The sequence below is a fragment of the Streptomyces sp. NPDC045968 genome, from assembly GCF_056430475.1.
Map to the genome: position 1 here is coordinate 135,701 of NZ_JBWKLF010000012.1, position 22,735 is coordinate 158,435.

General features: G+C 71.0%; 19 protein-coding genes. 9 read left to right on the forward strand and 10 right to left on the reverse strand.

Translation table 11 applies throughout. The annotated features are described in order from the left end of the window. Nucleotides 1-126: 126 nt before the first annotated feature. Nucleotides 127-753, reverse strand: coding sequence for a YigZ family protein (locus AC07FA_RS30240; protein ID WP_479079490.1), 627 nt, complete (start codon nucleotides 751-753; stop codon nucleotides 127-129). Nucleotides 754-847: 94 nt separating this feature from the next. Between AC07FA_RS30240 and AC07FA_RS30245 the strand changes: the two genes are divergently transcribed. The 3 genes from AC07FA_RS30245 (at nucleotide 848) to AC07FA_RS30255 (ending at nucleotide 3,132) form a co-directional block, all read left to right on the forward strand. Beyond that, a complete protein-coding gene (locus AC07FA_RS30245; protein ID WP_479079491.1) occupies nucleotides 848-1,255 on the forward strand; it encodes a CoA-binding protein in 408 nt (135 codons plus the stop codon). A 42-nt stretch (nucleotides 1,256-1,297) separates the two neighbouring features. Then, nucleotides 1,298-2,140 carry an AAC(3) family N-acetyltransferase gene (locus AC07FA_RS30250; RefSeq protein ID WP_479079492.1) on the forward strand — a complete coding sequence of 281 codons (843 nt, stop codon included), beginning with the start codon at nucleotides 1,298-1,300 and terminating at the stop codon, nucleotides 2,138-2,140. A 128-nt stretch (nucleotides 2,141-2,268) separates the two neighbouring features. Next, nucleotides 2,269-3,132: an alpha/beta fold hydrolase gene (locus AC07FA_RS30255; protein WP_479079493.1), complete on the forward strand. Its 864-nt coding sequence runs from the start codon at nucleotides 2,269-2,271 to the stop codon at nucleotides 3,130-3,132. Nucleotides 3,133-3,177: 45 nt separating this feature from the next. On the opposite strand, the gene fxsT is transcribed toward AC07FA_RS30255, so the two are convergent. The 4 genes from fxsT to AC07FA_RS30275 all read right to left on the reverse strand — a co-directional run bounded on the left by fxsT (nucleotide 3,178) and on the right by AC07FA_RS30275 (nucleotide 12,230). Further along, nucleotides 3,178-7,140: an FxSxx-COOH system tetratricopeptide repeat protein gene (gene fxsT / locus AC07FA_RS30260; RefSeq protein ID WP_479079494.1), complete on the reverse strand. Its 3,963-nt coding sequence runs from the start codon at nucleotides 7,138-7,140 to the stop codon at nucleotides 3,178-3,180. Next, on the reverse strand, nucleotides 7,124-8,461 hold the full coding sequence (locus AC07FA_RS30265; protein WP_479079576.1) for a TIR-like protein FxsC: 1,338 nt from the start codon (nucleotides 8,459-8,461) through the stop codon (nucleotides 7,124-7,126). The genes fxsT and AC07FA_RS30265 overlap by 17 nt, the downstream gene beginning before the upstream one ends. 173 nt (nucleotides 8,462-8,634) lie before the next feature. Then, nucleotides 8,635-11,082 (reverse strand): FxsB family cyclophane-forming radical SAM/SPASM peptide maturase, encoded by a 2,448-nt coding sequence (locus tag AC07FA_RS30270; protein ID WP_479079495.1) that lies wholly within the window; start codon nucleotides 11,080-11,082, stop codon nucleotides 8,635-8,637. Between the two features lie 575 nt (nucleotides 11,083-11,657). Next, nucleotides 11,658-12,230: a helix-turn-helix domain-containing protein gene (locus AC07FA_RS30275; RefSeq protein ID WP_479079496.1), complete on the reverse strand. Its 573-nt coding sequence runs from the start codon at nucleotides 12,228-12,230 to the stop codon at nucleotides 11,658-11,660. A 92-nt stretch (nucleotides 12,231-12,322) separates the two neighbouring features. Here AC07FA_RS30275 and AC07FA_RS30280 point away from each other — a divergent pair, with 92 nt between their 5' ends. Then, on the forward strand, nucleotides 12,323-13,189 hold the full coding sequence (locus AC07FA_RS30280; protein WP_479079497.1) for an EamA family transporter: 867 nt from the start codon (nucleotides 12,323-12,325) through the stop codon (nucleotides 13,187-13,189). On the opposite strand, the gene AC07FA_RS30285 is transcribed toward AC07FA_RS30280, so the two are convergent. Continuing rightward, complete coding sequence (locus AC07FA_RS30285) at nucleotides 13,186-13,938, reverse strand: acyltransferase (protein WP_479079498.1); 753 nt, start codon at nucleotides 13,936-13,938, stop codon at nucleotides 13,186-13,188. The genes AC07FA_RS30280 and AC07FA_RS30285 overlap by 4 nt on opposite strands. 139 nt (nucleotides 13,939-14,077) lie before the next feature. Between AC07FA_RS30285 and AC07FA_RS30290 the strand changes: the two genes are divergently transcribed. Then, nucleotides 14,078-14,608, forward strand: coding sequence for a gamma carbonic anhydrase family protein (locus AC07FA_RS30290; RefSeq protein WP_479079499.1), 531 nt, complete (start codon nucleotides 14,078-14,080; stop codon nucleotides 14,606-14,608). A gap of 22 nt (nucleotides 14,609-14,630) precedes the next feature. On the opposite strand, the gene AC07FA_RS30295 is transcribed toward AC07FA_RS30290, so the two are convergent. Both AC07FA_RS30295 and AC07FA_RS30300 read right to left on the reverse strand, forming a co-directional pair. Then, nucleotides 14,631-15,281 (reverse strand): DedA family protein, encoded by a 651-nt coding sequence (locus AC07FA_RS30295; RefSeq protein WP_479079500.1) that lies wholly within the window; start codon nucleotides 15,279-15,281, stop codon nucleotides 14,631-14,633. A gap of 168 nt (nucleotides 15,282-15,449) precedes the next feature. Next, nucleotides 15,450-15,887 carry a DUF4442 domain-containing protein gene (locus AC07FA_RS30300; protein WP_479079577.1) on the reverse strand — a complete coding sequence of 146 codons (438 nt, stop codon included), beginning with the start codon at nucleotides 15,885-15,887 and terminating at the stop codon, nucleotides 15,450-15,452. 109 nt (nucleotides 15,888-15,996) lie between these two features. On the opposite strand from AC07FA_RS30300, the gene AC07FA_RS30305 reads away from it, so the two are divergent. Then, nucleotides 15,997-17,043, forward strand: coding sequence for a DUF8017 domain-containing protein (locus AC07FA_RS30305; protein ID WP_479079501.1), 1,047 nt, complete (start codon nucleotides 15,997-15,999; stop codon nucleotides 17,041-17,043). 54 nt (nucleotides 17,044-17,097) lie between these two features. Beyond that, entirely contained in the window at nucleotides 17,098-18,441 is a 1,344-nt protein-coding gene (locus AC07FA_RS30310) for an MFS transporter (protein WP_479079502.1), read from the forward strand. Here AC07FA_RS30310 and AC07FA_RS30315 read toward each other — a convergent pair. After that, nucleotides 18,403-19,248 carry a spermidine synthase gene (locus tag AC07FA_RS30315; RefSeq protein WP_479079503.1) on the reverse strand — a complete coding sequence of 282 codons (846 nt, stop codon included), beginning with the start codon at nucleotides 19,246-19,248 and terminating at the stop codon, nucleotides 18,403-18,405. The two genes, AC07FA_RS30310 and AC07FA_RS30315, sit on opposite strands and share 39 nt — an antisense overlap. Nucleotides 19,249-19,326: 78 nt before the next feature. Then, complete coding sequence (gene tuf / locus AC07FA_RS30320) at nucleotides 19,327-20,496, reverse strand: elongation factor Tu (RefSeq protein ID WP_479079504.1); 1,170 nt, start codon at nucleotides 20,494-20,496, stop codon at nucleotides 19,327-19,329. Nucleotides 20,497-20,859: 363 nt separating this feature from the next. Here tuf and AC07FA_RS30325 point away from each other — a divergent pair, with 363 nt between their 5' ends. Both AC07FA_RS30325 and AC07FA_RS30330 read left to right on the forward strand, forming a co-directional pair. After that, nucleotides 20,860-21,567 carry a TVP38/TMEM64 family protein gene (locus tag AC07FA_RS30325; protein ID WP_479079505.1) on the forward strand — a complete coding sequence of 236 codons (708 nt, stop codon included), beginning with the start codon at nucleotides 20,860-20,862 and terminating at the stop codon, nucleotides 21,565-21,567. A 165-nt stretch (nucleotides 21,568-21,732) separates the two neighbouring features. After that, nucleotides 21,733-22,608 carry an undecaprenyl-diphosphate phosphatase gene (locus AC07FA_RS30330; RefSeq protein ID WP_479079506.1) on the forward strand — a complete coding sequence of 292 codons (876 nt, stop codon included), beginning with the start codon at nucleotides 21,733-21,735 and terminating at the stop codon, nucleotides 22,606-22,608. The last annotated feature ends 127 nt before the right edge of the window (nucleotides 22,609-22,735 follow it).

The window sequence follows — 22,735 nt, forward strand, 5'->3', positions numbered from 1 at the left end:
GACACCACTGTGACGGCCACGACCTGCATGTTTCTCTTCCTCCACCCCGGGGCCGCCCCGTGATCCCACGATCGGCACCGACCACGCTAACGCCGGTCGGGCCCGGAACAGGCATCGATCATGGTTTCAGACGTCCCCGTACGCTTCCCCGCCCAGTTCGAGGGTGGCCGAGCCCGCCGTCGCATCGGCCAGCCAGGCCGTGAATCCCGCGACATCCGCGTCCGGCAGCCCGATCTCGATGGTCACCGCCTCCGCGTAGGTGACCTCGCGGACGGCACGTCCGGTGGCGCGCAGATCGTTCTCCAGCTTGCCCGCGCGCTGGTGGTCCACCGTGACGGTGGCCAGCCGGAAGCGCTGCCGGGTGAGCGTCCCGAGCGCGTCGAGTGCTTCGCCGACCGATCCGCCGTAGGCCCGGATCAGTCCACCGGCACCGAGCTTCACACCGCCGTAGTAGCGGGTGACGACCGCGGCCACGTAACGCATCTCACGGCGCATGAGCATCTGCAGCATGGGAACGCCCGCGGTACCCCCGGGCTCCCCGTCGTCGGACGCCTTCTGTACGGAGGCGTCGGCGCCGATCACGTACGCGAAGCAGTTGTGGGAGGCGGTGGGGTGCTCCTTGCGTACGCGTGCGACGAAGTCCTGCGCCTCCTGCTCGGTGGCGGCGGGGGCGAGCGCGCAGATGAAGCGCGAGCGGTTGATCTCGGTCTCGTGCACGCCCGCACGGGCGACTGTCCGGTACTGCTCCTGCATCCGGCCACCCTATGCGCCGCCCTGCCCGGGAATCCCCGGCGGTCGTCGCAGGTTGCGCAGGCAGTCAGTATTCGCTTCCGCAGGAGGGCATGGCATGTACGGCGACGAGGACACCATCCGCAAGATCCTCACCGAGTCCGGCGACGTCTGGGCCGTCGTGGGCCTGTCGTCGAACGCGGGGCGGGCGGCCTACGGTGTCGCGGCGGTGCTCCAGCGCTACGGCAAGAAGATCGTGCCCGTGCACCCCAAGGCCGAGACCGTCCACGGGGAGCAGGGGTATCCGTCCCTCGACTCGATTCCCTTCCAGGTCGACGTGGTCGATGTCTTCGTCAACAGCGAGCTCGCGGGCGCGGTCGCCGACGAGGCCGTCGCCGTCGGCGCCAAGGCCGTCTGGTTCCAGCTCGGTGTCATCGACGAGGCAGCCTTCGCGCGTACCCGCGCGGCCGGGCTCGACATGGTCATGGACCGCTGCCCGGCGATCGAGATCCCCCGGCTCGGCTGACCTTCCCGGGCATGCTGTCGCCCGGGCCCGCCGCCGGGGAGAATGACCGCCGTGAGCGATCTCCTCAGCGGTGACCGGGCGGCGGCCCAGTTGGCGGAGCTCGGCGTGCGGCCCGGCGGGGTGCTGCTGGTGCACGCCTCGATGCGTTCCGTCGGTGCGGTCGACGGGGGTGTGCGCACCATGGTGGACGCCTTGCGGCGGGCCCTGGGGCCGGACGGGACCCTGGTGGTCCCGGCGATCACCCCGGAGAACTCCGACACCTCGCCCGCCTTCCGCCGCAGCGTCCACGGCCTGAGCGAGGAGGCGCGTGAGGCGGTGCGTGCCGCGATGCCCGCCTTCGACAGGGCGACCACGCCCGCGCCGTCCGTGGGCCGTCTCGCCGAGACGGTGCGGCTGACTCCGGGCGCCGAGCGCAGCGGGCACCCACAGACCTCGTTCGCCGCGCTCGGGCCCGCCGCCGGCGCACTGGCCGCGCGCCACAGCCCCGACTGCCACTACGGCGAGGACTCCCCGCTCGCCGCGCTGTACGAGAGCGATGCGCGGATCCTCCTGCTGGGGACGGGATTCGACACCTGCACCGCCTTCCACCTGGCCGAGTACCGGGTGGCGCGTCCGCCCCGCCGTCGCTACCGGTGTGTGGTGACGACGCGGGGACGGCGCCGGTGGTGGGAGTACGAGGACGTCGATCTGGACGACAGCGACTTCGCCGCGCTGGGGCGGGACTTCGAGGAGTCGGACGCCACGGGGGCCGTGCGCACGGGCCGGGTCGGTGCCGCGAACTGCAGGCTCGTCCGCCTCACCTCCGCCGTGGACTTCGCGGCCGGCTGGTTCGAGGAGCACCGGACGGACCGCCCGGCGGACCCGGACCGGGCGATCCGTCCGTAGGGGGCGGATCTGCCGGTCGGGTACGTCCGCGTGTGGGCGCGCTACGACCGTTGGCTGGAGCACGTATGTACCAACTGCCGTGCCTGCGCTCATACTTGCGGCGTGTCGGACCTATGGGGAGACGCCGGATGAAGCAGCTGATTCACACCGAGGACGGCCGTCGACTGGCTGTCGAGCACTACGGCAAACCGCACGGAAGGCCCGTCTTTCTTCTGCACGGCACACCCGGCAGCCGGCTCGGACCGGCGCCCCGGGGCTCCGTGCTCTACCGGCTGGGTGTGCATCTCATCGCCTACGACCGTCCGGGCTACGGCGATTCGGACCGGTTGCCCGGCCGCCCCGTCGCCCATGTCGCCGACGACGTCGCCGCGATCGCGGACGCCCTGGGCATCGAACGGTTCGGGGTCGTCGGCCGTTCCGGCGGGGCTCCGCACGCCCTGGCCTGTGCCGCGCTGCTGCCGGAGCGCACGGCCCGGACCGCGGCGCTCGTCGGACTCGCGCCGCGTGACGCGCAGGGCCTGGACTGGTTCGACGGCATGACCGAGTCGAACGTCCGGGAGTACACCAACGCTGCCGCCGGAGCACGGCAGCTGACGGCAGCGCTGGAGTTCCGGTCGGCCACGATCCGGGCGGACCCCGCCGGCATGGTGGCCGAGATGCACAGCACACTGCCCGCGTCGGACCGAGGCATCGTCGCCGATGCCGGCATCCGGGCGATGCTCACCCGGAACTTCGCCGAGGGGCTGCGCAGTTCGGCCGACGGCTGGGTCGACGACGTGATGTCGTTCAGCACCGACTGGGGGTTCAGCCCCGAGGACATCGCCTCTCCCGTACTGCTGTGGCACGGCGAGGAGGACGTCTTCGCGCCGGTGTCCCACACCCGGTGGCTCGCGGAGCGCATCCCCGGGGCCGAGCTGGTCGTGGAGCGGGGCGCCGCGCACTTCGGCGCGCTGCGGGTGCTGACCCGGGTGCTCGGCTGGACGTCGTGGTGAACCGTCCGCCGGGCCCCGGGCCCCGCACCGCTCGCACTCGCCGGCTCAGACCGGCTGTGGCTCCAGGTCACGGCTGACCCGCCGCCAGGAGCGGGCCGCCTCGGTGATCGGGTGATCCGCTCCCAGCCGCACCGCGGCCGGTTCGAGGACCTCGGCCCGCATCCGCTGCGCCTCCACCTCGCGCCCCGAGGCACGCAGGGTGATCGCGAGGTTGGAACGGCAGACGAGCACATCGGGGTGGGCGGCCCCGTACCTCGCCGTCAGGCCCTCCAGCGCGATGCGCTCCCACTGCTCCGCCGCCTCGGGCCGGTGCAGATCCCCGTAGGCGTTGGCGAGGTTGATCGCGGCGCAGAGCGTGAAGGGGTGCGACGGCCCCAGCTGGTCCTCCAGCGCCGCCCTGACCAGCTCGCCCACCTCGGCGGCCCGCCGGGCCTCACCGAGCCCGCGCAGGTAGATGCCCACGTTGTTGCGGCAGGCCAGCGTGAAGGGGTGTTCCTCGCCCAGGCTCTCCCGGTACCCCTCCAGCGCCTGGAGGGCCAGGTCGAGGGCCGCCTGCTTGTCCCCGACCGCGAAGAAGTCGGCGGCCAGGTTGAGCCCACAGGCCAGCGCGTCGGGCACCTTGGCCCCGTAACGGCCCCGGTAGCGGCCGTACGTCTCCTCGGTGAGCCGCTTCGCCTCGTGCGGATGTCCTGCCTTGCGCAGCGAGACGGCGAGGCTCTTGGCGGTGCGCAGCGCCTCGGGTACGTCGGCGTTGAGCACGCTGCGGTCGAAGGCGGCGATCACCTCCCGCAGGACCTGCACCGAGGCCTCGTACTCCCCGGTCTCCCGCAGGTCACGGGCGAGGTGGCCCTTGGTGGTGAGGGTGTACGGGTGGTCCATGGTCAGCAGGGCGCTGCGCCGCTCGACGGTCTGTTCGTCCAGTCGGCGGGCGCGTTCGCTGTCACCGGTCAGCCGGTAGTCGATCGCGAGGTTGTTGGCCGCGGTCAGGGTGCGCGGGTGGTCCTCGCCGAAGGTCTCCCGCATGCCCCGGTAGATCCGCACGTCCCGTTCCAGTGCCTCGTCGAAGCGGCCCAGGGCCCGCAGGTCGGCGGCGAGGCTCCCGGTGGTGATCAGGACGTTCGGGTGGTCGGCGTGGAACACCCGGATCTGACGCTCCCTGGTGTCCTCGTCCAGGGCCAGTGCCGCGTGGTACTTGCCTTGCGCCCGGAGCGCGTTGGCCAGCTCGAAGCGGAGGTTCAGGGTCTGTTTGTCGTCCTCGCCGAGCTCACGGGTCCAGGTGCGGTTCAGCTGGGTGCCCAGAATCCGGGCGTTCTCCAGCTCACCGCGCTTGAGGAGGTAGCGAATCCGGTCGAGCATGAGCTGTCGGCCCGACTCCTCGTCGCAGTCGGCGATGCCCGACGCCCCGAGGTGCGGCCAGATCAGTTCGAAGCTCGGCCAGGTTCGGGGGTCGTTCACGGGGCTGTCCAGTTCCCCGGTGTCCTGCGGGCGGGCCGCCGCCAGGGTGACGTGCACTTCGTGCATCGCCTTCTCCTGCTCCTGCCGGGACATCCCGGAGCGGACGGCCGCCTGGACGAGGCGGTGGACCTGGATGCTGCTGTCGGCCGGGTCCACCTTGGCCAGTGCGAAACGGTTGAGCGCCTGGGTGACCTTGCCGAGCATGTACCGCTCGCGCAGATCGGGGTCGTACGGGAGCAGCGAGCGGAGCATCGAGTCGCTGCCGATGAGACTCATCGAGATGGGTTCGGCCGAGAAGAACGAGCACAGCTCCAGGAGCCGTACCGCGGCCTTGGACTCCTCGCGCAGCCTGGCGATGGAGATGTTCCAGGTGGCACCGATCTGCTGGGCGTAGTCGTCCGGGGTGCCCAGGGACAGGACCTTGGTGCTCTGTTCCCTGAGCTGTTGGACGTAGTCGTCCACCGGAGTGGCCGTCTCGGCGAGCCAGGCGGCCGCGACCTCGACCGCCAGCGGCAGGTCACCGACGGCCTCGGCCACCCGGTCCGCGTCGCGTCCGGGCAGCTTGCGGACGCGGCGGCAGAGGTGCTCCACGCTCTCCGCGCGGGTGAAGACCTCCACCTCCGTCGTCTCGACCTGCGCCGATACGGGCTTGTTGCGGCAGGTGGCGAGGACGTGGCCGTAGAGGGAGTCCGGAAGGGGCGCGGTCTCGTCGGCGAAGACGTCCAGGGCATTGTCGAGGTCCTCGACGTTGTCGAAGACGAGCAGCCAGCGGGAGTACGGCGTCCCGCTGCGTAACGCCTCCAGGGCCGCCATGGCGGCGTCCGTGACGCCGTCACCGGTGCGCAGCCCCATTTCGGCGGCCAGTTCGGCGAGCGAGGAGAGCACGCGGTCGGGCTGCTCCGACTCGACCCACCACACCAGGTCGTAGTCGGCGCGGAAGCGGTGGGCGTACTCCCTGGCCACCTGCGTCTTGCCCACCCCGCCGAGGCCGTACAGGACTTGGGGCAGGCGCTGTCCCGAGCGGGTGTCGCCGCGCAGCTGGTCGCGTACTTGTTCCAGCACGGAGGCGCGACCGGTGAACCAGGCGTGCCGCGGCCGTACGTTCCACACCTTCGGCGCCGCTCCAGGGAAGCGGGGACCACCGTCGGGGACCGGCGGCGAGGCGGCGGGTTCGTCCCGGTCCAGTGCGCGGAGCAGGGCGGACGCGGCCTCGGTCTCGTCGAGCCGCACGAGGTCGACGACCGCGCGGCTGCTCGTGGGCAGATTCAGCCGTACGTCACCGACCCGGACGGGTATCAGCTGGCGCCGGCTCCCGGTGGGGTCGAGGCCGGTCACGGAGTCCCACAGATTCCTGGCCGGGGCGGAGTTCTGGTACGCCTGCGAGACGACGGAGACGACGCGGTACGTGGCTCCGGGGGTGAACGCGGCCTCGGCACCGGACACCTGCGTCGTCCGGACGTCGACGGCGACGACGTGGAAGCCGGCCCGGGCGAGCACGGCCTGCAGCCAGTCGGCCCACATCTGGTCCTCGGCCACATAGGCGAGCACCACGTTGGACGGCGGCACGGGACGCCGCCGGGTGTACGCCGCGACGTACCCGAGCCGTTCGGCCTCGTCCATCGGCGGCAGGGCGCTGACCGCCCCGTCGGTGAGGACGGAGGTGAGCCGTTCGCACGAGGTGAGCATGGAGCTGGACACGTTGGGCGCGTCCCCGAAGGTGGCGAGGATCTCCTCGTAGGCGTAGAAGGGCCGGTAGGGAATCTCCACCGAGCCCCAGTATCCGGCCAGTTCCTCGTTGCTCAGACCGCTGGGGAAGCCGCTGAAGCTCTCCCTGGCGAGGGCGCGGCCCGCGTCGGCCTTCTCCTTCTCGCCGTCGTCGATACGCATCGGGACCGGCAGGATGCGGATGTTCTTGTCGTGGAAGCGCTCTTCGATGTCGCGGGCCACGGCGGCCGCCCCGTCGATGCTCTGGTCGCTCAACGTGAAACAGACGACCAGCACTTGGGGCATCTGGACGGTGCAGATGTCGCCGATGTCACTGATTCCGGTCCGGCTGTCGATGAGGGTGTAGTCGTAGTGGCGTTGCATATCGGTACGCATCGCATCGAAGAACTGACCGCCGTCGTACCGCTCGTAGAAGTCCTCCCAGTCCATCCGCCCCACGGTCGCCGAGTAGTCCCGGTTGCGCCGTCCGGCGGAGACGAAGTCGAGGCTCCCGCCGAACGGGAAGGACCAGTTCAGCGAGGTCGCGTGCGGGCGGACCCGGGCGTAGTCGCGGTGCCATTCGGGCTCCCGCTCCGCGGGCCGTCGTACCTCCTCCTGGTATTCGGTGATCAGGTTGATCACCCCCGGGGTGGCCTCCAGGTCGGAGAAGTCGAGGAACGGGTGGAAGAAGCGGTGCAGACCCGGCGCCTCCAGGTCCCAGTCGACGGCGAGCACGCGATATCCGTTGGCGGCGAGAATCCAGGCGGTGTTGGCCAGAGCCATGGTGCGCCCGGTGCCGCCTTTGTAGGAGTAAAAGGTGACGATGGTGCCTTCACGGTTCTCGGTCATCCGAGGGTCCCTCCGCGTCGTCGGCGTGGCCTTTGCCCTGGTGCGATCCGTCAGGAGGGGTGACGTGAACATCGGCGCCGTAACCGACGCCTCCGGGGAGCACCCGTGGTATTCGCCCGCCCCGCCCCTCCGGGGGGTAGGTCTTCGCCTGAGCCGTGTAGTGCCGGTCGGCCGCCCGCACGGCGCGCGGCAGCTCTTCGCTGAACGCCTCGAGTGTGGGCACTCCGGCGCCGGGTGAGCGGTGGCCGCCGGCCGTCTCGGCGGCGAAGATCTCGGCGGCCGAGTGCAGGGACGGCGACCGGAGCGCGGATTCCGGGTCCTCGCGGTTCCAGGGGACCATGATGCTGATCCAGGGCCGGTCCTGGGCGCAGAGCCGCCGCAGCAGATCTCTCCTGTGCGGGGCTTCCAGGGCCCACTGGTCGAGCAGCAGAAGTCCGGGAGCGCCGGGCTCCCCGGCGGCCAGCAGCCGTTCGGCCTCGGCCTCGAAGTCGCCCACCCGCACCAGGTAGTCGAGGTTGCGCACGAGGTCGCCCGCGTGGTCGGCGAGCGGCCGGGAGGACTTGGGGTGGTACGGGTTCCAGTCCCGGGCATCCGGTCCGTAGCACTCGGGGCCCCGGTCCTGGGGCCGGTCCGCCTGCGAACAGGCGAGCACGGCTATGTCCATCTCGCGGGCGGGGCCCGGCGGTCCGAAGGCGCTGGGTACGGCCAGGTAGTCCTGGTGCGGGTGACCTTCGGCCATCCGGGTCTGTTCGGCGACCTTGACGATGCGCTTGGCCAGCAGATACACCGCGCGTTCGTACTGGTCCCTGAGGTACCGGAGCTTGATCAGCCCGTAGAAGCCCTCGTCCGCGTAGTCGTCCCCGAAGGTCGCGTGGTTGAACTGGAGCCGCTCCGCCGGCTGCGGCAGCTGCTTGGGCGGTACGGGCACCCACAGCGCGGGGACGATCCCCGTGATCGGGGAGCTGCTGTTGTTGTACTGGGCGGCCTGGTGGTGCACGGCCCGGCTGGAGAACGCGTACCACTCACGGCCGCACTGTTCGCTCAGGAAATAGCGCGGCGAGTAGAGCGGCACGAAGACCCGGCAGTACGCCAGCGCCTCGGACAGTCTCTCCTGCCACCCCTCGCCCGGCTGCATCTGCTGATCCATGAATCCGGCGGGCACACCCGCCGGTAACGAGGTCAGTTGCAGTACGTGAGCACACAGATCCCGGTAGAACCTCTCCACCCAGACGTTCGGGTCCTTGTCCTTCGGATGGTTCTTCGGTGTATGCGCGTAGCTGAGAAAGAAGTAAGGCTTTGGCTCGTCTCCCCCGGCCCCCACGGCTCCACTGGCCAACGTCGCCCCCGGTCCCTGTTCGCTGGGCCCTCAGTGTAGGAAACCTCGATTCCCCGGCGGAACCACGCGAACGCACCAATTGACTGATCCAATTGATCAATTCTCCCTTTTGATCAATCAATTGATGTCAAATCTGCCAAATCCGGGGCTGCATATGATCATTTACTGGAGGAGGTAGAGACGACAGAGGCGGCCGACGCATTCCACGCCGCGCGATGCGTCGCGGCGGCCCGTCCGGCTTCGGCGAGAGAGGCCCGCGAGACCTGTTCGGCCGACCAGCCCGCGACCGTCTCACCCATGCCCGCGACGAAACGTTCTCCCAGGCGGGTGAGCATGCCCGAGCCCGCGAGTTCGTCCACCGCAGCGGCCGTCTGCTCGCGCCACCGGGCGAACCGCGCCTCGGCGGCCCGCGCCGCGGGCCCCCGCATGGTCAGCCGTCGCACCCGCCAGAAGTCCGTGACGGCGATGTGCGCGTACGTGCCCTGCAGCAGGCCGCCCAGCGGTCGCGGATCGTCGCGCCAGGGAGCGTAGAACAGCCGGCCCCCGTCGTCCGGGTCGTACAGGTCATGACTGTCCAGGACAGCCCCGAGTTTGACGTGCTGGAACTCATGGACGATCAACAGGGCCAGCAGGTCCGGCGTGACGGGCCGCGCCGCGCCGATCGCACCGAACGCCTCCCGCGACGCGGCGCTGACGTCGCTGCCGCGCGGCGCGTCCAGCGGGGTGACGGCGCGCAGACCGGTGGCCACTCCCGGGGCGTAGGCGGGCAGTTCACACCGGATCAGCGACCAGGCCTCGGCAAGGTCCTCGGACCACAGTTTGGCCTCGTCGTGGGAGAGCCGGTCCGACACGGGCCACTGATGGCTGTCGCGCACCGGGTCGGTGTCCTCCAGCGCCACGGTCCAGCCGGGCAGCTCCACCAGGCGCACCGGCCGCCAGTGCGCCACGAGCCCGTCGGCGCCGCTCTCCCATCCGATCTCCAGGCACCGGCCAGCCGCCCGCACCGTGAATCCGTCCAGGCCCGCCTCCACCTCGGCCAGTTCCGCGTCACCCGGGAGCATGACCGCGCCGATGCCCGGCAGCCGCAGCAGTCCCTCGCGTACCGGCACGGTGAGGCGGTCGCCGCGCCGGGCGCGCAGGGCGCAGGCGGCGGCGATCTCCGCGAGCCCCTTGCCCGCCGTGCCGGGCGCCCTGCCGTCCAGGACGCGCAGGGCCCAGGGCCGCAGATACGGATGCGCGATCACGGCGTCCACCACGGCGGGCAGCGAGGTGTCGAAGTCGACGAGCAGCTCCCAGGCGCCGGCCGCGAGCCGGTCGGTCCGCGGGCCCCGTTCGTGCACGGCGGCGAGCAGGTGCCGGTCGAGGTCGAGCTGGCTCTCCGCCAGCCGCCCCACGGTCTCGGCGCTCCCGAACCCCCTCGCCAGCTCGTCCAGGCCGAGGTCGACGAGGGTCGGCTCCACCCCGTCGGCGGCCTGCGAAGGGTCTGCTTCGCGCTCCCGGATGTTCACGATGAGCTCCATCAGGTCGGGGCAGAACACCGACGGGTTGTCGAAACCGCCGCCGCCGCTGCCGGTCCTGTACCGGTGGGCGTAGAGACCGCCGCCGCAGGAGGTGACCACCGGGCAGGAGCGGCATTCCGCGGCGAGCTCCGCGACCCCCTGCTGCCGGGCGAGCATTCCCGGGTGGCCGAGCACCTCGTCCAGCGAGTGCGTGAAGACGTCCATGCCGGTGGCGGGCGCGTCCTCGTAGGCCGTCTTGAGACTGTCCGCCTGCTCGAACGTTCCGTCGGTCTCGATCACCACGAGATCCGCGGGCGCCAGTCCGAGCGACTCGGTGAGGCTGCTCTCGCCGCGCAGCGTGCGCCGGACGGAGTCGAAGACGCGCACCGGCACGGGCCTGCCGTCCGCGTCCCAGCGCCGGTGGATGACATCCAGCCAGTCCGCGTACGGCGTCGGTCGCCCGTCCGGCCGGGGCGGGGGCACGTCCCAGGTCGCGTGCGGCAGGAGGAAGTCCATGCGGGGCGGGTCGAGGCCGACGAGCGCCTCGTACACGGCGATGGGGTCGTTCTCGATGTCGATCGTGCAGAGGAGCCCCGCGAACAGATGCCGGTAGCGGGGCCTGCTGAGGAGTTCGACGGCTTTCAGGACCTGTGCGTGGCTGCTGCGCCCGTCGGCGTACCGGCGGTGACGGTCGTTGGAGGTCTTGTCCCCGTCCAGCGACACCCCGACCTTGATGCCCAGTTCAGCGAAGAGCTCGCAGAACCGTTCGCTGAGCAGTACGCCGTTGGTGTGGATGCGCAGGTCCAGGATGCTCACGCCGTCGAGTGCGCGGGAGAGCTCCTCGGCCGCGGTCCGCAGCCTTGCCGGGCCCGCGAGCAGCGGTTCGCCGCCGTGCAGGACGACGTGGACCTCGGGGAGGCGGTGGGCCAGGGCGTGTTCGGCGATCCGCTCCGCCGCCTTGGCCAGGAGCTCTTCGGACACCACCTTGGGCCGGCCACGCCAACTCGTGTCAGCGTGCTCGTACACGTAGCAGTGGTCGCAAGCGAGGTCACAGCGGCTGTGCATCTTCAGCACAAATTGACTCAGGGAGAGCGGTGGCCGGTCCATGGTGGTGTCGCTGTCCGGCTACTCAGACGGACGACTGAAAGGCCGCGACGACCAACGGGCTCGGCCCGGTGCCGCTCGACAGCAGACGGCTGAGGGAGGCGGGCACCGCGCCGCCGCCCTGAACAGCGGCACTCTTCGCCAGCGGCACCCGAGGAGCAGCCTGTCGGCGGGGAGCGAGCCCCGGCCTGCCGGCCGCGGAGACGAGTGGAATGTCCATTGAGAGCCTCTCAGATCGAATGACGAGGGCCCGTGTGCGAATGGCGGAATTTCGCCGTCCGCATACCACGGGCCCTCATTTCTGCATAACGGGAAAAGGAACGCAAATCAGGCACAAGCCGAACGGGTGAAATAACGGCACACCCGGCCCCTGTGCCTCAAACTCCGGTCCGGGCGCTCGCGTACTTCCCCGGGGCCGAAAGCACTCCTTCGGGCGAGCGATACGGGCCTCTTTCCCGCGCACACATCCACATCGCGCGCACGAGTTCGAGGGCAGAGGGCGGGCCATGATGCACACCTTCCTATGCCACCCCGACCGAAACCCGGAATTCACGAAAGATGATTCCGGACAGTAATGATCAGCGGACGGGAGGGACCGAGACCGCCATGGTGAAGTCGACCGGTTCGGCACCGTCGTTGCGGTAGCCGTGCGCCACATGCGCCTCGAACGTCGCGGAGGTGCCCGCCGGCACCGGATGCGGCTCCCCGTCGACGACCAGGGTCAGTTCACCCGCGGTGACATGAAGGAGCTCGATGGTCCCTTCCGGGTGCGGGTCGGAGCTCGTGCCGTCGCCGGGCATCAGATGCCAGGACCAGAGCTCCAGGGGACCCCCGGCCTCCGTACCGACCAGCAGGGTGGTCGAACTGCCCGCGTCCGTCGACCAGAGGCGTACGGCCTGGTCGGCGGGGATCAGCCGGACCTGCGGGCCCTGCTCGTAGTCGAGCAGCGTGGTGATGCTGACGCCGAGCGCGTCGGCGAGCTTGACGGTGGTGCCGACGCTGGGGTTCGTCCGCGCCTGCTCGATCTGGATGATCATGCCCCGGCTGACCCCGGCCCGGGCGGCCAGGGCGTCCAGCGTGAAGCCGCGCTCACCCCGCCAGCGCTTGAGGTTGCGGGCGAGCGACTGGGTGAGCTGATCGAGGTCAGACACATTCCGTCCAATATTCTGGATGACAGGGTTCAAAATACTGAACTACGGTGTGGTGCACCGACCGTTCACCGCACTGTACTGCGAGGCATGCAATGACAGCACTGTTCGCCCTGGCCACCAGTCTGCTCTGGGGCCTGGCCGACTTCGGTGGCGGGCTGCTCACCCGGCGTACGCCCGCGCTCACCGTGGTGGTGGTCTCGCAGACCATCGCGGCCGCCGTGCTGGGTGTCGTCGTGATCGCCACCGGCGCCTGGCGCGAGGCCGGGGGTCTGCTGTGGTTCGCGGTCGGCGCGGGCGTCGTCGGACCGGTGGCGATGCTGAGCTTCTACAAGGCGCTGGCGATCGGCCCGATGGGCGTCGTCTCCCCGCTCGGCTCGGTGGGAGTGGTCGTGCCGGCGGGGATCGGGCTCATGGTCGGTGAGCGGCCGGGACTGCTCCAGTTCGCCGGTATCGCCGTCGCCGTCGTGGGCATCGTGCTGGCGGGCGGCCCCGAACTGCGCGGAGCGCCGGTGCGGCGGCGGGCGGTCCTGCTGACGCTGCTGGCGGCATTCGGATTCGGCGCGGTGATGGCGCTGATCTCCGAGGCGTCCACGACGGTCACCGGACTGTTCCTCGCGCTGTTCGTCCAGCGCGTCACCAACGTCGCGGTCGGCGGCGCGGCGCTCTGCGTCTCGGTCCGCCGGGGAGGCCGCGCACTGCCGGAGGAGGGCGGCAGGCCGGTCGTCGTGGCCGCCCTGCCCGCACTCGCCTTCGTCGGACTCGCCGACGTCGCGGCCAACGGCACCTACGCGATCGCCGCCCAGCAGGGCCCGGTCACCGTGGCCGCCGTACTGGCCTCGCTCTACCCGGTGGTGACGGCCCTGGCCGCGCGCGGCGTCCTCGGTGAGCGGCTGCGGGCGGTACAGGCGGCGGGAGCGGGACTCGCCCTCGTGGGGACGGTCCTGCTGGCGTCGGGCTAACCGGCTTCGGGGGGCTCCTGCTCCAACTCCGCGAGAAGCAGCAGCTGTTCGGGGGTGACGCCCTCGGGGATCGGGACCGGAGCGGGCGTACGGAGCGGCGGCTGCCAGCCCTTGTCCGGGTCCCAGCTCCGTACGACACGGGCCGGCGCACCGGCCACCACCGCGTGGTCGGGGACCTCTCCACGGACGACCGACCCGGCGGCGACCACCACATTGCGGCCGAGCCTGGCGCCGGGAAGGATCACCGCGCCCGTGCCGATCCAGCAGCCGGGGCCGATCACGACGGGTTCCATACGCGGCCACTGCCGGCCGACGGGCTCGTGCGGATCGTCGTAGCTGTGGTTGGTGGAGGTGATGTAGACGTACGGGCCGCAGTACGTGTCCGGGCCGATCGTCACCGTGGTGTCGGCGATGACATGGCTCCCCCGGCCCAGCACCACGCCGTTGCCCAGGGTCAGGACGGTCTCGGAGCCCAGGTCCAGATCGGGCATCAGACCGGCCGTGAGCGAGACCTGCTCGCCGATCACGCAGTGGTCTCCGAGCTCGATCCACGGCTCACCGAACACCGTGCCCTGCGGGAAGGCCAGCCGGGTGCCCGGCCCGATCCGGCGGAAACGGAGCCGCCCGGGGTGCTGCGCCGTGACCGCGCCGGTCTCCTGGACCCAGGCCCAGGCGCGGTGGACGGCCCGGGACAGGACGCCGTGCCGCCGGGCGGCGAGCGAGGAGAACGTGTTTCGGTTGATCGGCACCCGACACACCGTAACGGGCGGGGCGGAGCCGGCCGGCGCCCCGGCCTGTGATGTTCACCCCACCACCGGCAGCCGCGGGGGCGTCGCCTACGGTTCCTCCGGAGCGACCGCACCACACCGGAGCACGGAGGAGCAGGCCATGGCTGGACAGGCGTTGATCATGGGTATGGGCGGCAAGGAGCCGGAGATCGACGCGGACGCCTTCGTGGCGCCGACCGCCGTCGTGATCGGCGAGGTCACGATGAGTCCCGGTTCCAGCGTCTGGTACCACGCGGTGCTCCGTGCGGACTGCGGTCCCATCAGCCTGGGTCCGGACAGCAACATCCAGGACAACTGCAGCGTGCACACCGACCCTGGCTTCCCGCTCACCGTCGGCGCCCGGGTGTCGGTCGGCCACAACGCGGTCCTGCACGGCTGCACGATCGAGGACGACGTCCTGGTCGGCATGGGCGCCACCGTGCTCAACGGCGCGCACATCGGCACGGGTTCGCTGGTCGCGGCGCAGGCCCTTGTACCGCAGGGCATGCGGGTGCCGCCGAACTCGCTCGTCGCCGGGGTGCCCGCCAAGGTCAAGCGGGAGCTGACCGCCGAGGAGCGCGAGGGCGTCAGGTTCAACGCGGCCGGTTACGTCGAGCTGGCCAAGGCCCACCGCCAGCAGCACGAGGGCTGAGCGACCGGACCCGGCCGCCGGATCAGTCGGCGGCCGGCACCGGCTCGGGCGCGGCGGCGCCGCTCTGCGCGGCGGCCTTCTTGGCGCGGTTCTTGAGCACGAGCATCGAGGTCAGGCCGATGAGGACGGCGAGCACCAGGCCCAGCCACGAGAAGCGCTTCAGCCACGCCTCGGCGACGATGCCGACGGAGTAGATGACGGCCGTCGTGCCGCCTGCCCACAGGATGCCGCCGAAGACGTTGGCGATCAGGAACTTCCAGTACGGCATGTGCAGGACGCCCGCCAGCGGTCCCGCGAAGATGCGCAGCAGCGCCACGAAGCGGCCGAAGAAGACCGCCCACATGCCCCACTTCTCGAAGGAACGCTCAGCCATCGCGATCTGGGCCTCCCCGAAGTGCTTGGGGAAGCGGCCGCCCAGCCAGGCGAGGAGGGGCCGGCCGCCCCTGCGACCGATGGCGTAACCGATCGAGTCGCCGATGATCGCGCCGGCCGAGGCGCAGATGCCGAGCACCACCGGGTCGATGTCACCGTGCTGCGAGGCCAGGAGCGCCGAGCTGACGAGGATGATCTCGCCCGGCAGGGGAATGCCCAGACTCTCCAGGCCGATGACGACCCCCACGAGGAGGTAGACGCTGATCGCGGGAACAGTCTCGAGCCACTCCTGGACGTGCAACGCCGGTTCCTCCCGTACAGGTTCCGCGGCCGCGCCCCGCGCCGCCGCTCACCGCCCACCGCGCACCTCGGTGGCGCACGGCGGGCAGCCTACCCGCCCCGGCAGCACACAGGGCCGCCGCGCCCCCTCGTCGGGGTGCGCGACGGCCCTGCCGGGCGGAGCCGGAGGTCAGCTGTTCGGACGCAGCGTCCAGACGACGGTCATCTCGCCCGTCACGGCGCCGTCGGCACGCCGGATCTCGATGGCCACCGGGAATTCGGGCCGCTTGCCCTCGTCGAGTTCGGCGACGACGTCGGCGGCGGGGCGGCCGAGGGTCGCGGTCGCGGTGACCTCGCCCATGGCCAGCTTCTTGTAGCCGATCTCCGCCGACACGGCGAGCGGCACGGCACGCGACATCTGGTCGCCGAAGGCGGCGATGACGATGGCGCCGCTCGCGGACTCGGCGAGCGTGAACATCGCTCCGGCGTGCGGCCCGCCGACGTGGTTGTGGTACTCGGCCTGGTCGGGCAGCCGGACGACCGCGCGGTCCGCGGTGGTCTCCAGGAACTCCAGGTTGAGGGTCCTGGCCATCGGAACGGTCGCGACGAGCATCTCGCCGACTGTCATCTGTTCAGCGCTCATGCGCCGAAGGTTACTCACGAGTAGCCGTGTTTGGCCATCCCCGCACGGGGGCGGGCGTAGCAGCGGTGGCGCGGCCCCTCTATGGTTACTGGCCATGTGGCCAGGACAGCAGCCGCCCGGGGGCGAGCAGAACCCGCAGGACCAGAACCAGAACCCGTACCAGCAGCCGGGGTACCAGCAGCCGAATCCCTATCAGCAGCCGGGATACCAGCAGCCCGGGTATCAGCAGCCGGGTCAGCCCGGGCAGCAGCCGGGATACCAGCAGCCCAATCCGTACCAGCAGCCGACCGTGCCGCAGTACGCCGTTCCGGGTCAGCCCGGCGGCCCGCAGGGCGACGACAAGAAGAAGACGATGATCGTCGCGATCGTCGCCGCCACCGCGGTCGTCGTGACGGCGGTCGTCACCGGTGTGATCGTCCTGGGCAAGGACGACGAGAAGGGCGGCACGACCGTCGCCGACGACAAGAAGTCGTCCGCGACGGCGAAACCGACGGAGGCCACGTCGGCGCCCGTCGAGAATCCGCGGGGCGGCGGGGACGCCGAGCCGCTGATCCCGGGGTGGAAGGTCGTCACCAACCCCAAGTGGGGCACGCAGTTCGACGTCCCGGGTGACTGGGAGGTCGCGGGCACGGGTGTGATCTCCGGCTTCGAGGACGTCAAGAACCCCGAGGGGCCGCCCGCCGTCGGTTTCTCCGCACCCGCCTACTACAAGAGCAAGTGGTGCATCGACGACGCGGACAAGGACGGCACCAAGGAGGACACCGGTCTCGCCGGTGTCGGTACCAAGGGCGCCCAGGGCGCGAAGAGCACCGACGAGGCCGCCAGGAACGAGGCGGGCAACTGGGTGTGGGCCGCCTACGCCCAGGAGGAGCCCAAGGGCACCGTCAAGGTGGGCAAGCCCAAGCCCTACACCACCAAGTCGGGCCTCTCCGGCAGCGTGGTGACGGCGACCGCGGCGGACGTATCCAAGAAGAAGAAGTGCGACACCGACGGCAAGTCGATCGCCTTCACCTTCACGAACGCCAAGAAGGAGTACTCGACCTGGGTCCTGTACGCCAACGCGGGCGTCGATGACGAGCTCCCGGACGCCACCATCCAGAAGATCCTGAGCACGGTGCGGCTGGCGAAGTCCTCGTCCTGACCCCGACCCCTCCTCGATTTGTCGAGGAGGGGTTCCGGTGGCGATAGTCCCCTGGTGACCTCCGCCTCCGTACCTCCCGCCCCTGCCGCGCGTCCTGTCGGCGCCGGCCGCAACTACGGTCTGCTGACCGCCGCCGCGATCATCACGAGCCTGGGTACCCATGGCGCGCTGATCGCGGCGGCGTTCGCGGTTCTGGAGTCGGGAGGCGACGGCGGCGACGTCGGACTGGTCGCCGCCGCCCGGACGGCGCCCCTGGTGCTCTTCCTGCTCATCGGCGGCGCGATAGCCGACCGGTTGCCGCGCCACCGGGTGATGGTGGCCGCCAACGCCCTGAACTGCGTGTCGCAGGCCGCCTTCGCCTGGCTGGTCCTGACCGGAGACGCCCAGCTGTGGCAGATGATGCTGCTGACCGCCCTCTGCGGAACGGGGCAGGCGTTCTTCAACCCGGCCGCCGAGGGCATGCTGATGTCCAGCGTCGACGCCGAGCACGCCAGTCGCGCGTTCGCGCTCTTCCGGATGTCGATGCACGGCGCGGCCATCGGCGGCGCGGCACTGGGCGGGGCGATGATCGCGGCGATGGACCCGGGCTGGGTGCTCGCCGTCGACGCCGCCGCCTTCGCCGTCGCCGGGGCTCTGCGGGCGTTCCTCGACGTGAGTCACATCCCCGTGCGCGCGGCCGGCGGCGGGCTGCTGGCCGATCTGCGCGAGGGCTGGCAGGAGTTCACCGGCCGGCCCTGGCTGTGGGCGATCGTGGCCCAGTTCTCCGTGGTCGTGGCGGTCGTCGCGGCGGCCGAGTCGGTGTACGGGCCGCTGGTCGCCCGGGACGAACTCGGCGGCGCGGCCCCCTGGGGGCTGGCACTCGCCGCGTTCGGCGTCGGCACCCTCGCCGGGGCGCTGCTGATGATGCGCTGGAAGCCGCGGCGGCTCCTGCTGGCCGGAACCCTCTGTGTGTTTCCGCTGGCCCTGCCGTCGGCGGCGCTGGCGGTGCCGCTGCCGGTGTCCGGACTGGCCGCCGTGATGTTCGTCAGCGGGGTCGCGATCGAGGTGTTCGGTGTCTCCTGGATGACGGCGATGCACCAGGAGATTCCGGAGGAGAAGCTGTCGCGGGTGTCGGCCTACGACTGGTTCGGCTCCGTCGCCATGGTGCCGCTGTCCACCGCGGTGGCCGGCCCGGTGGAGGGAATCGTCGGCCGGAGCCAGGCGCTGTGGGGGTGCGCGGCGCTGGTCGTCCTGGTGACGGCGCTCGTGCTGTTCGTACCGGACGTACGCAATCTGACGCGCCGTACGGGCGGCCGCACCGACAAGGATCTCGTGGGGGACGCCGCGAAGCTCCCGTCCGCGAGGCTGCCCGCGGTGTCCTCAGCCGATGCTGAAGGCACCGGCAGGGGGCTCGGGTGAGGCGACCGCCTCGCTGTCCCGCACCGGCTGCGCGTCGCCGATGAGCCGGGTCAGCGCCGCCCCGTACTCGACCCGTGCCGGGAAGGCGTCGCCCGCGCAGAGGCGGGCCAGTGGTCCGGTGTCGAGGGCACTGTGCGAGGCGACGAGCACCACGTTGCCGAACCGCCGGCCCCGCAGCACGGCGGGTTCGGCGATCAGGGCGAGGTCCTCGAAGACCGCCGCGAAATTGGCCAGTTGGGAACGGAGGAATCCGAAGGGCGTACCGTCAGCGAGGTTCGCCGCGTAGATCCCGTCCGCGCGCAGGACCCGTCCCGCGGCTCGCGCGTACTCGACGGACGTGAGGTGGGCGGGCACCCGGGAGCCGCCGAAGACGTCGGCGACCAGGACGTCCGCCGACTCCGGCGGCGCCTGTTCGAGCCAGCTGCGGGCGTCCGTGCCGTGCATGCCGATCCCCGCCCCCGCGGGCAGGGGCAGCTGCTCCGTGACCAGGGCCAGCAGCCCGCGGTCCGCCTCCGCCACGTCCTGCCGCGAACCCGGCCGGGTGGCGGCGGTGTAGCGGGGCAGGGTGAGCGCCCCGCCGCCGAGGTGGATCACGTCGAGGGCGGCGCCGGGGGCCGCCGCGCAGTCCAGGACGTGGGCGAGGCGTCGTACGTACTCGAATTCCAGGTACGTCGGATCGTCCAGGTCGACGTACGACTGCGGGGCGCCGTCGACCGTGAGCAGCCAGGCCCGGTCGCGGTCCACATCGGGCAGCAGCCGGGCGGTGCCGTGGTCGACGTCGCGGATGACGGGTATCGGCTCGTTCACTCCCCCATTGTGCGGGTCGGACGGGGGCGCCTGACCCGCCTCCCGGCCCCTGAGGGCCTGGGAGGCGGGTGCGACCGGTCAGAGCAGTGCGGTGACCGTACCGGCGCCGATCGTCCGGCCGCCCTCACGGATCGCGAAGCCGAGGCCGGGCTCCAGCGGGATGTCGCGGCCGAGCTCGACGGTCATGGTGACCGTCTCACCGGGGCGCGCCACGGCCGCGTCCCCGAGGTCGACGTCTCCGACGACATCGGCGGTACGGATGTAGAACTGCGGCCGGTAGCCGGTGGTGACCGGGGTGGTGCGGCCCCCTTCCCGCCCCGACAGGACGTACACCTGGGCGGTGAAGCGGCGGCTGGGGGTGACGCTGCCCGGCGCCGCCACCACGTGGCCGCGGCGGACCCGGTCGCGCTCCACTCCGCGCAGCAGCAGCGCGACGTTGTCCCCGGCCTCGGCGGACTCCATCGGCTTGCCGAAGGTCTCCAGACCGGTGACGACCGTCTCGATGTCCGCGCCGAGCACCGCGACCCGGTCGCCGACACGGACCGTTCCGCGCTCGACGGCTCCGGTGACGACGGTGCCGCGGCCGGTGATGGTGAGCACGTTCTCCACCGACAGCAGGAACGGCGCGTCGGTGTATCGCACCGGCATCGGTACGTACGTGTCGACGGCGTCCAGCAATCCCTCGATCGACGCGGTCCAGCGTGGGTCGCCGTCCAGCGCGCCCAGCCCCGACACCCGGACGACGGGGATGGTGTCACCGCCGTAGCCGTGCGCGGACAGCAGGTCGCGGACCTCCAGCTCGACCAGGTCGGTCAGCTCGGGGTCGCCCGCGTCGGCCTTGTTGAGGGCGACGACGATGTGGTCGACACCGACCTGACGCGCGAGCAGGACGTGCTCCGCGGTCTGCGGCATGACGCCTTCGAGCGCGGAGACGACGAGGATCGCCCCGTCGAGCTGGGCGGCCCCGGTGACCATGTTCTTGATGTAGTCGGCGTGCCCCGGCATGTCGACGTGCGCGTAGTGCCGGGTGTCGGTCTCGTACTCGACGTGCGCGATGTTGATGGTGATCCCCCGCTGCGCCTCCTCGGGCGCCCGGTCGATCCGGTCGAACGGCACGAACGTGCCCGTCCCCCGGTCGCTGAGCACCTTGGTGATGGCCGCGGTGAGGGTGGTCTTGCCGTGGTCGACGTGGCCCATGGTGCCGATGTTGAGGTGCGGCTTGGTGCGCACGTATGCCGTCTTGGGCATGGCTCATTCCTTGGAGTTCGAAGCTGAGAGAGAAGACCCCAGGGCCCCGCCGACCCTCCCCTTACGGGGTCCGCCGGACTGTCGGGGGAGGGTCAGCTTCGGGCGCCGCCGATGGGCGCTGCCACGGCCGTCGCGGTGGGTACGGCAGCCTTCGGCGCGTCCGCGACTGCGGACTGCGCTGCGAGGAAGGCGTACCGGAACATGTCCCTGATCATGGCCGACGGCGGCGGGGCCGTCGAATGGTTTTCCCAGGGGGCCGGCGGCTGTTTCCCCAGGGGACCGCCGCCGGAAGGGAGTTCGCCCGCGCCGGTGAACCGACGGACATTACGGCGATCACACACGCCTTTCGGTTACTCTCCCCGAATGTTCGACCCCGTCCCCGCCGCCCGGCCCGCCGGCGGTCTCGCAGTGCGCTGTACGAGGGCGCTGCTCTCCCCGTGGTCCCGGTTCTCGCTGCTCGTGGTGGTGCTGCTCGCCGCCGCGTCGACGATGCTCCTGTTCGAACCACAGCGGCTGCTCGCCTCCGGCTGGCCGCCGGAGCTGACGGGCAGCACCGCGGCGATGGTGTTCGGTCTCGCGTACGGGGTGTGCACCGTGGCGTTCGTGCCCCGTCCGCTCCTGAACCTCGCGGCGGGCGCGCTCTTCGGCGCGCAGGCCGGTCTGGTGGCGGCGCTGGCGGGCACGGTGCTCGGGGCGGGCGTGTCGTTCATGCTGGGCCGGGTGCTGGGGCAGGACGCGCTCCGTACGCTGCTGCGCGGCCGGTGGCTGAAGGCGGCGGACGGGCTGCTCAGCCGGCACGGCTTCCGCTCCATGCTGGCGCTGCGGCTCTTCCCCGGGGTGCCGTTCGCCGCGGCCAACTACTGCGCGGCGACCTCGCGGATGGGGTATCCGCCGTTCCTGCTGGCCACCGGGCTCGGCTCGATCCCGAACACGGCCGCGTACGTCGTCGCGGGCAGTGAGGCCTCCTCCCCGACGTCCCCGGCATTCCTGGCGGCGATGGGCTTCATCGTGCTGTCGGGTGCGGGCGCCGCCCTGGTCGCCTGGCGCAAGCGCCACCGGCTGGGCGGCTAGGGGGCAGGCGGAGGCGCGTTCACCGACAGGCGATACGCTGCCCGCGACCGACAAAGGATCTCCGGGGCGCAGACGTCCCGTCCCTCATGACCGCAATCCGCACGGTGCCGACGGGCTCGCGTCCGTCGGCCGATGCATGATCACCTCCGGGATGGCCTTAGCCCCATGAGCTGGTTCGAATCATTCGTCCTGGGCCTCGTTCAGGGACTGACCGAGTTCCTGCCGATCTCCTCCAGCGCCCACCTGCGGCTCACCGCCGCGTTCGCGGGCTGGCACGATCCGGGTGCGGCGTTCACCGCCATCACCCAGATCGGCACGGAGGCGGCGGTCCTCATCTACTTCCGCAAGGACATCTCCCGGATCGTCTCGGCCTGGTTCCGTTCGCTGACGAACGCCTCCATGCGCAGTGACCACGATGCCCAGATGGGCTGGCTGGTCATCGTGGGCTCGATCCCCATCGGCGTACTGGGCGTGACGTTCAAGGACCAGATCGAGGGACCGTTCCGTGATCTGCGTCTGATCGCGACGACGCTGATCGTCATGGGCATCGTCCTCGGTATCGCGGACCGTCTCGCCGCCCGTGACGAGGCCGGGGGCAAGCACCGCGCGGTCAGGGAGCGCAAGTCGCTCAAGGAGCTGGGCGTCAGGGACGGCCTGATCTTCGGTTTCTGCCAGGCGATGGCGCTGATTCCCGGTGTGTCACGTTCCGGGGCGACGATCAGCGGTGGTCTGCTGATGGGCTACACCCGCGAGGCGGCGGCCCGCTATTCGTTCCTGCTCGCGATTCCCGCGGTGCTGGCCTCGGGCGTCTTCGAGCTGAAGGACGCGGGCGAGGGCGGTCATGTGTCCTGGGGCCCGACGATCTTCGCGACGTTCATCGCCTTCGGTGTGGGGTACGCCGTCATCTCATGGTTCATGAAGTTCATTACCACCAAGAGCTTCATGCCGTTCGTCATTTACCGCGTGCTGCTGGGCATCCTGCTGTTCGTGCTGGTCAGCGCGGGTGTATTGAGTCCGCATGCGGGTGAATCCGCAGGCTGAACCAGGGAGCCAAGACGCTCTCGGTCGCCCGGCGTCGCGCCCTCCAGCCAGAGACCAGAGAGACTTGGATGCGATTCGCCCCTGCGAGCCATCGGTCCCAGGGAGGGACCGCCCTCGGCAAGGAACC

Bases quoted from the DNA above. Each gene is read 5' to 3' on its own strand.
- AC07FA_RS30250 (WP_479079492.1), top strand. From the start codon at position 1,298: ATGACCGCCGTGAGCGATCTCCTCAGCGGTGACCGGGCGGCGGCCCAG.
- AC07FA_RS30305 (WP_479079501.1), top strand. From the start codon at position 15,997: ATGTGGCCAGGACAGCAGCCGCCCGGGGGCGAGCAGAACCCGCAGGAC.
- AC07FA_RS30290 (WP_479079499.1), top strand. From the start codon at position 14,078: ATGGCTGGACAGGCGTTGATCATGGGTATGGGCGGCAAGGAGCCGGAG.
- AC07FA_RS30240 (WP_479079490.1), bottom strand. From the start codon at position 753: ATGCAGGAGCAGTACCGGACAGTCGCCCGTGCGGGCGTGCACGAGACC.
- AC07FA_RS30280 (WP_479079497.1), top strand. From the start codon at position 12,323: ATGACAGCACTGTTCGCCCTGGCCACCAGTCTGCTCTGGGGCCTGGCC.
- AC07FA_RS30325 (WP_479079505.1), top strand. From the start codon at position 20,860: ATGTTCGACCCCGTCCCCGCCGCCCGGCCCGCCGGCGGTCTCGCAGTG.
- AC07FA_RS30270 (WP_479079495.1), bottom strand. From the start codon at position 11,082: ATGGACCGGCCACCGCTCTCCCTGAGTCAATTTGTGCTGAAGATGCAC.
- fxsT (WP_479079494.1), bottom strand. From the start codon at position 7,140: ATGACCGAGAACCGTGAAGGCACCATCGTCACCTTTTACTCCTACAAA.
- tuf (WP_479079504.1), bottom strand. From the start codon at position 20,496: ATGCCCAAGACGGCATACGTGCGCACCAAGCCGCACCTCAACATCGGC.
- AC07FA_RS30300 (WP_479079577.1), bottom strand. From the start codon at position 15,887: ATGACAGTCGGCGAGATGCTCGTCGCGACCGTTCCGATGGCCAGGACC.
- AC07FA_RS30255 (WP_479079493.1), top strand. From the start codon at position 2,269: ATGAAGCAGCTGATTCACACCGAGGACGGCCGTCGACTGGCTGTCGAG.
- AC07FA_RS30330 (WP_479079506.1), top strand. From the start codon at position 21,733: ATGAGCTGGTTCGAATCATTCGTCCTGGGCCTCGTTCAGGGACTGACC.
- AC07FA_RS30245 (WP_479079491.1), top strand. From the start codon at position 848: ATGTACGGCGACGAGGACACCATCCGCAAGATCCTCACCGAGTCCGGC.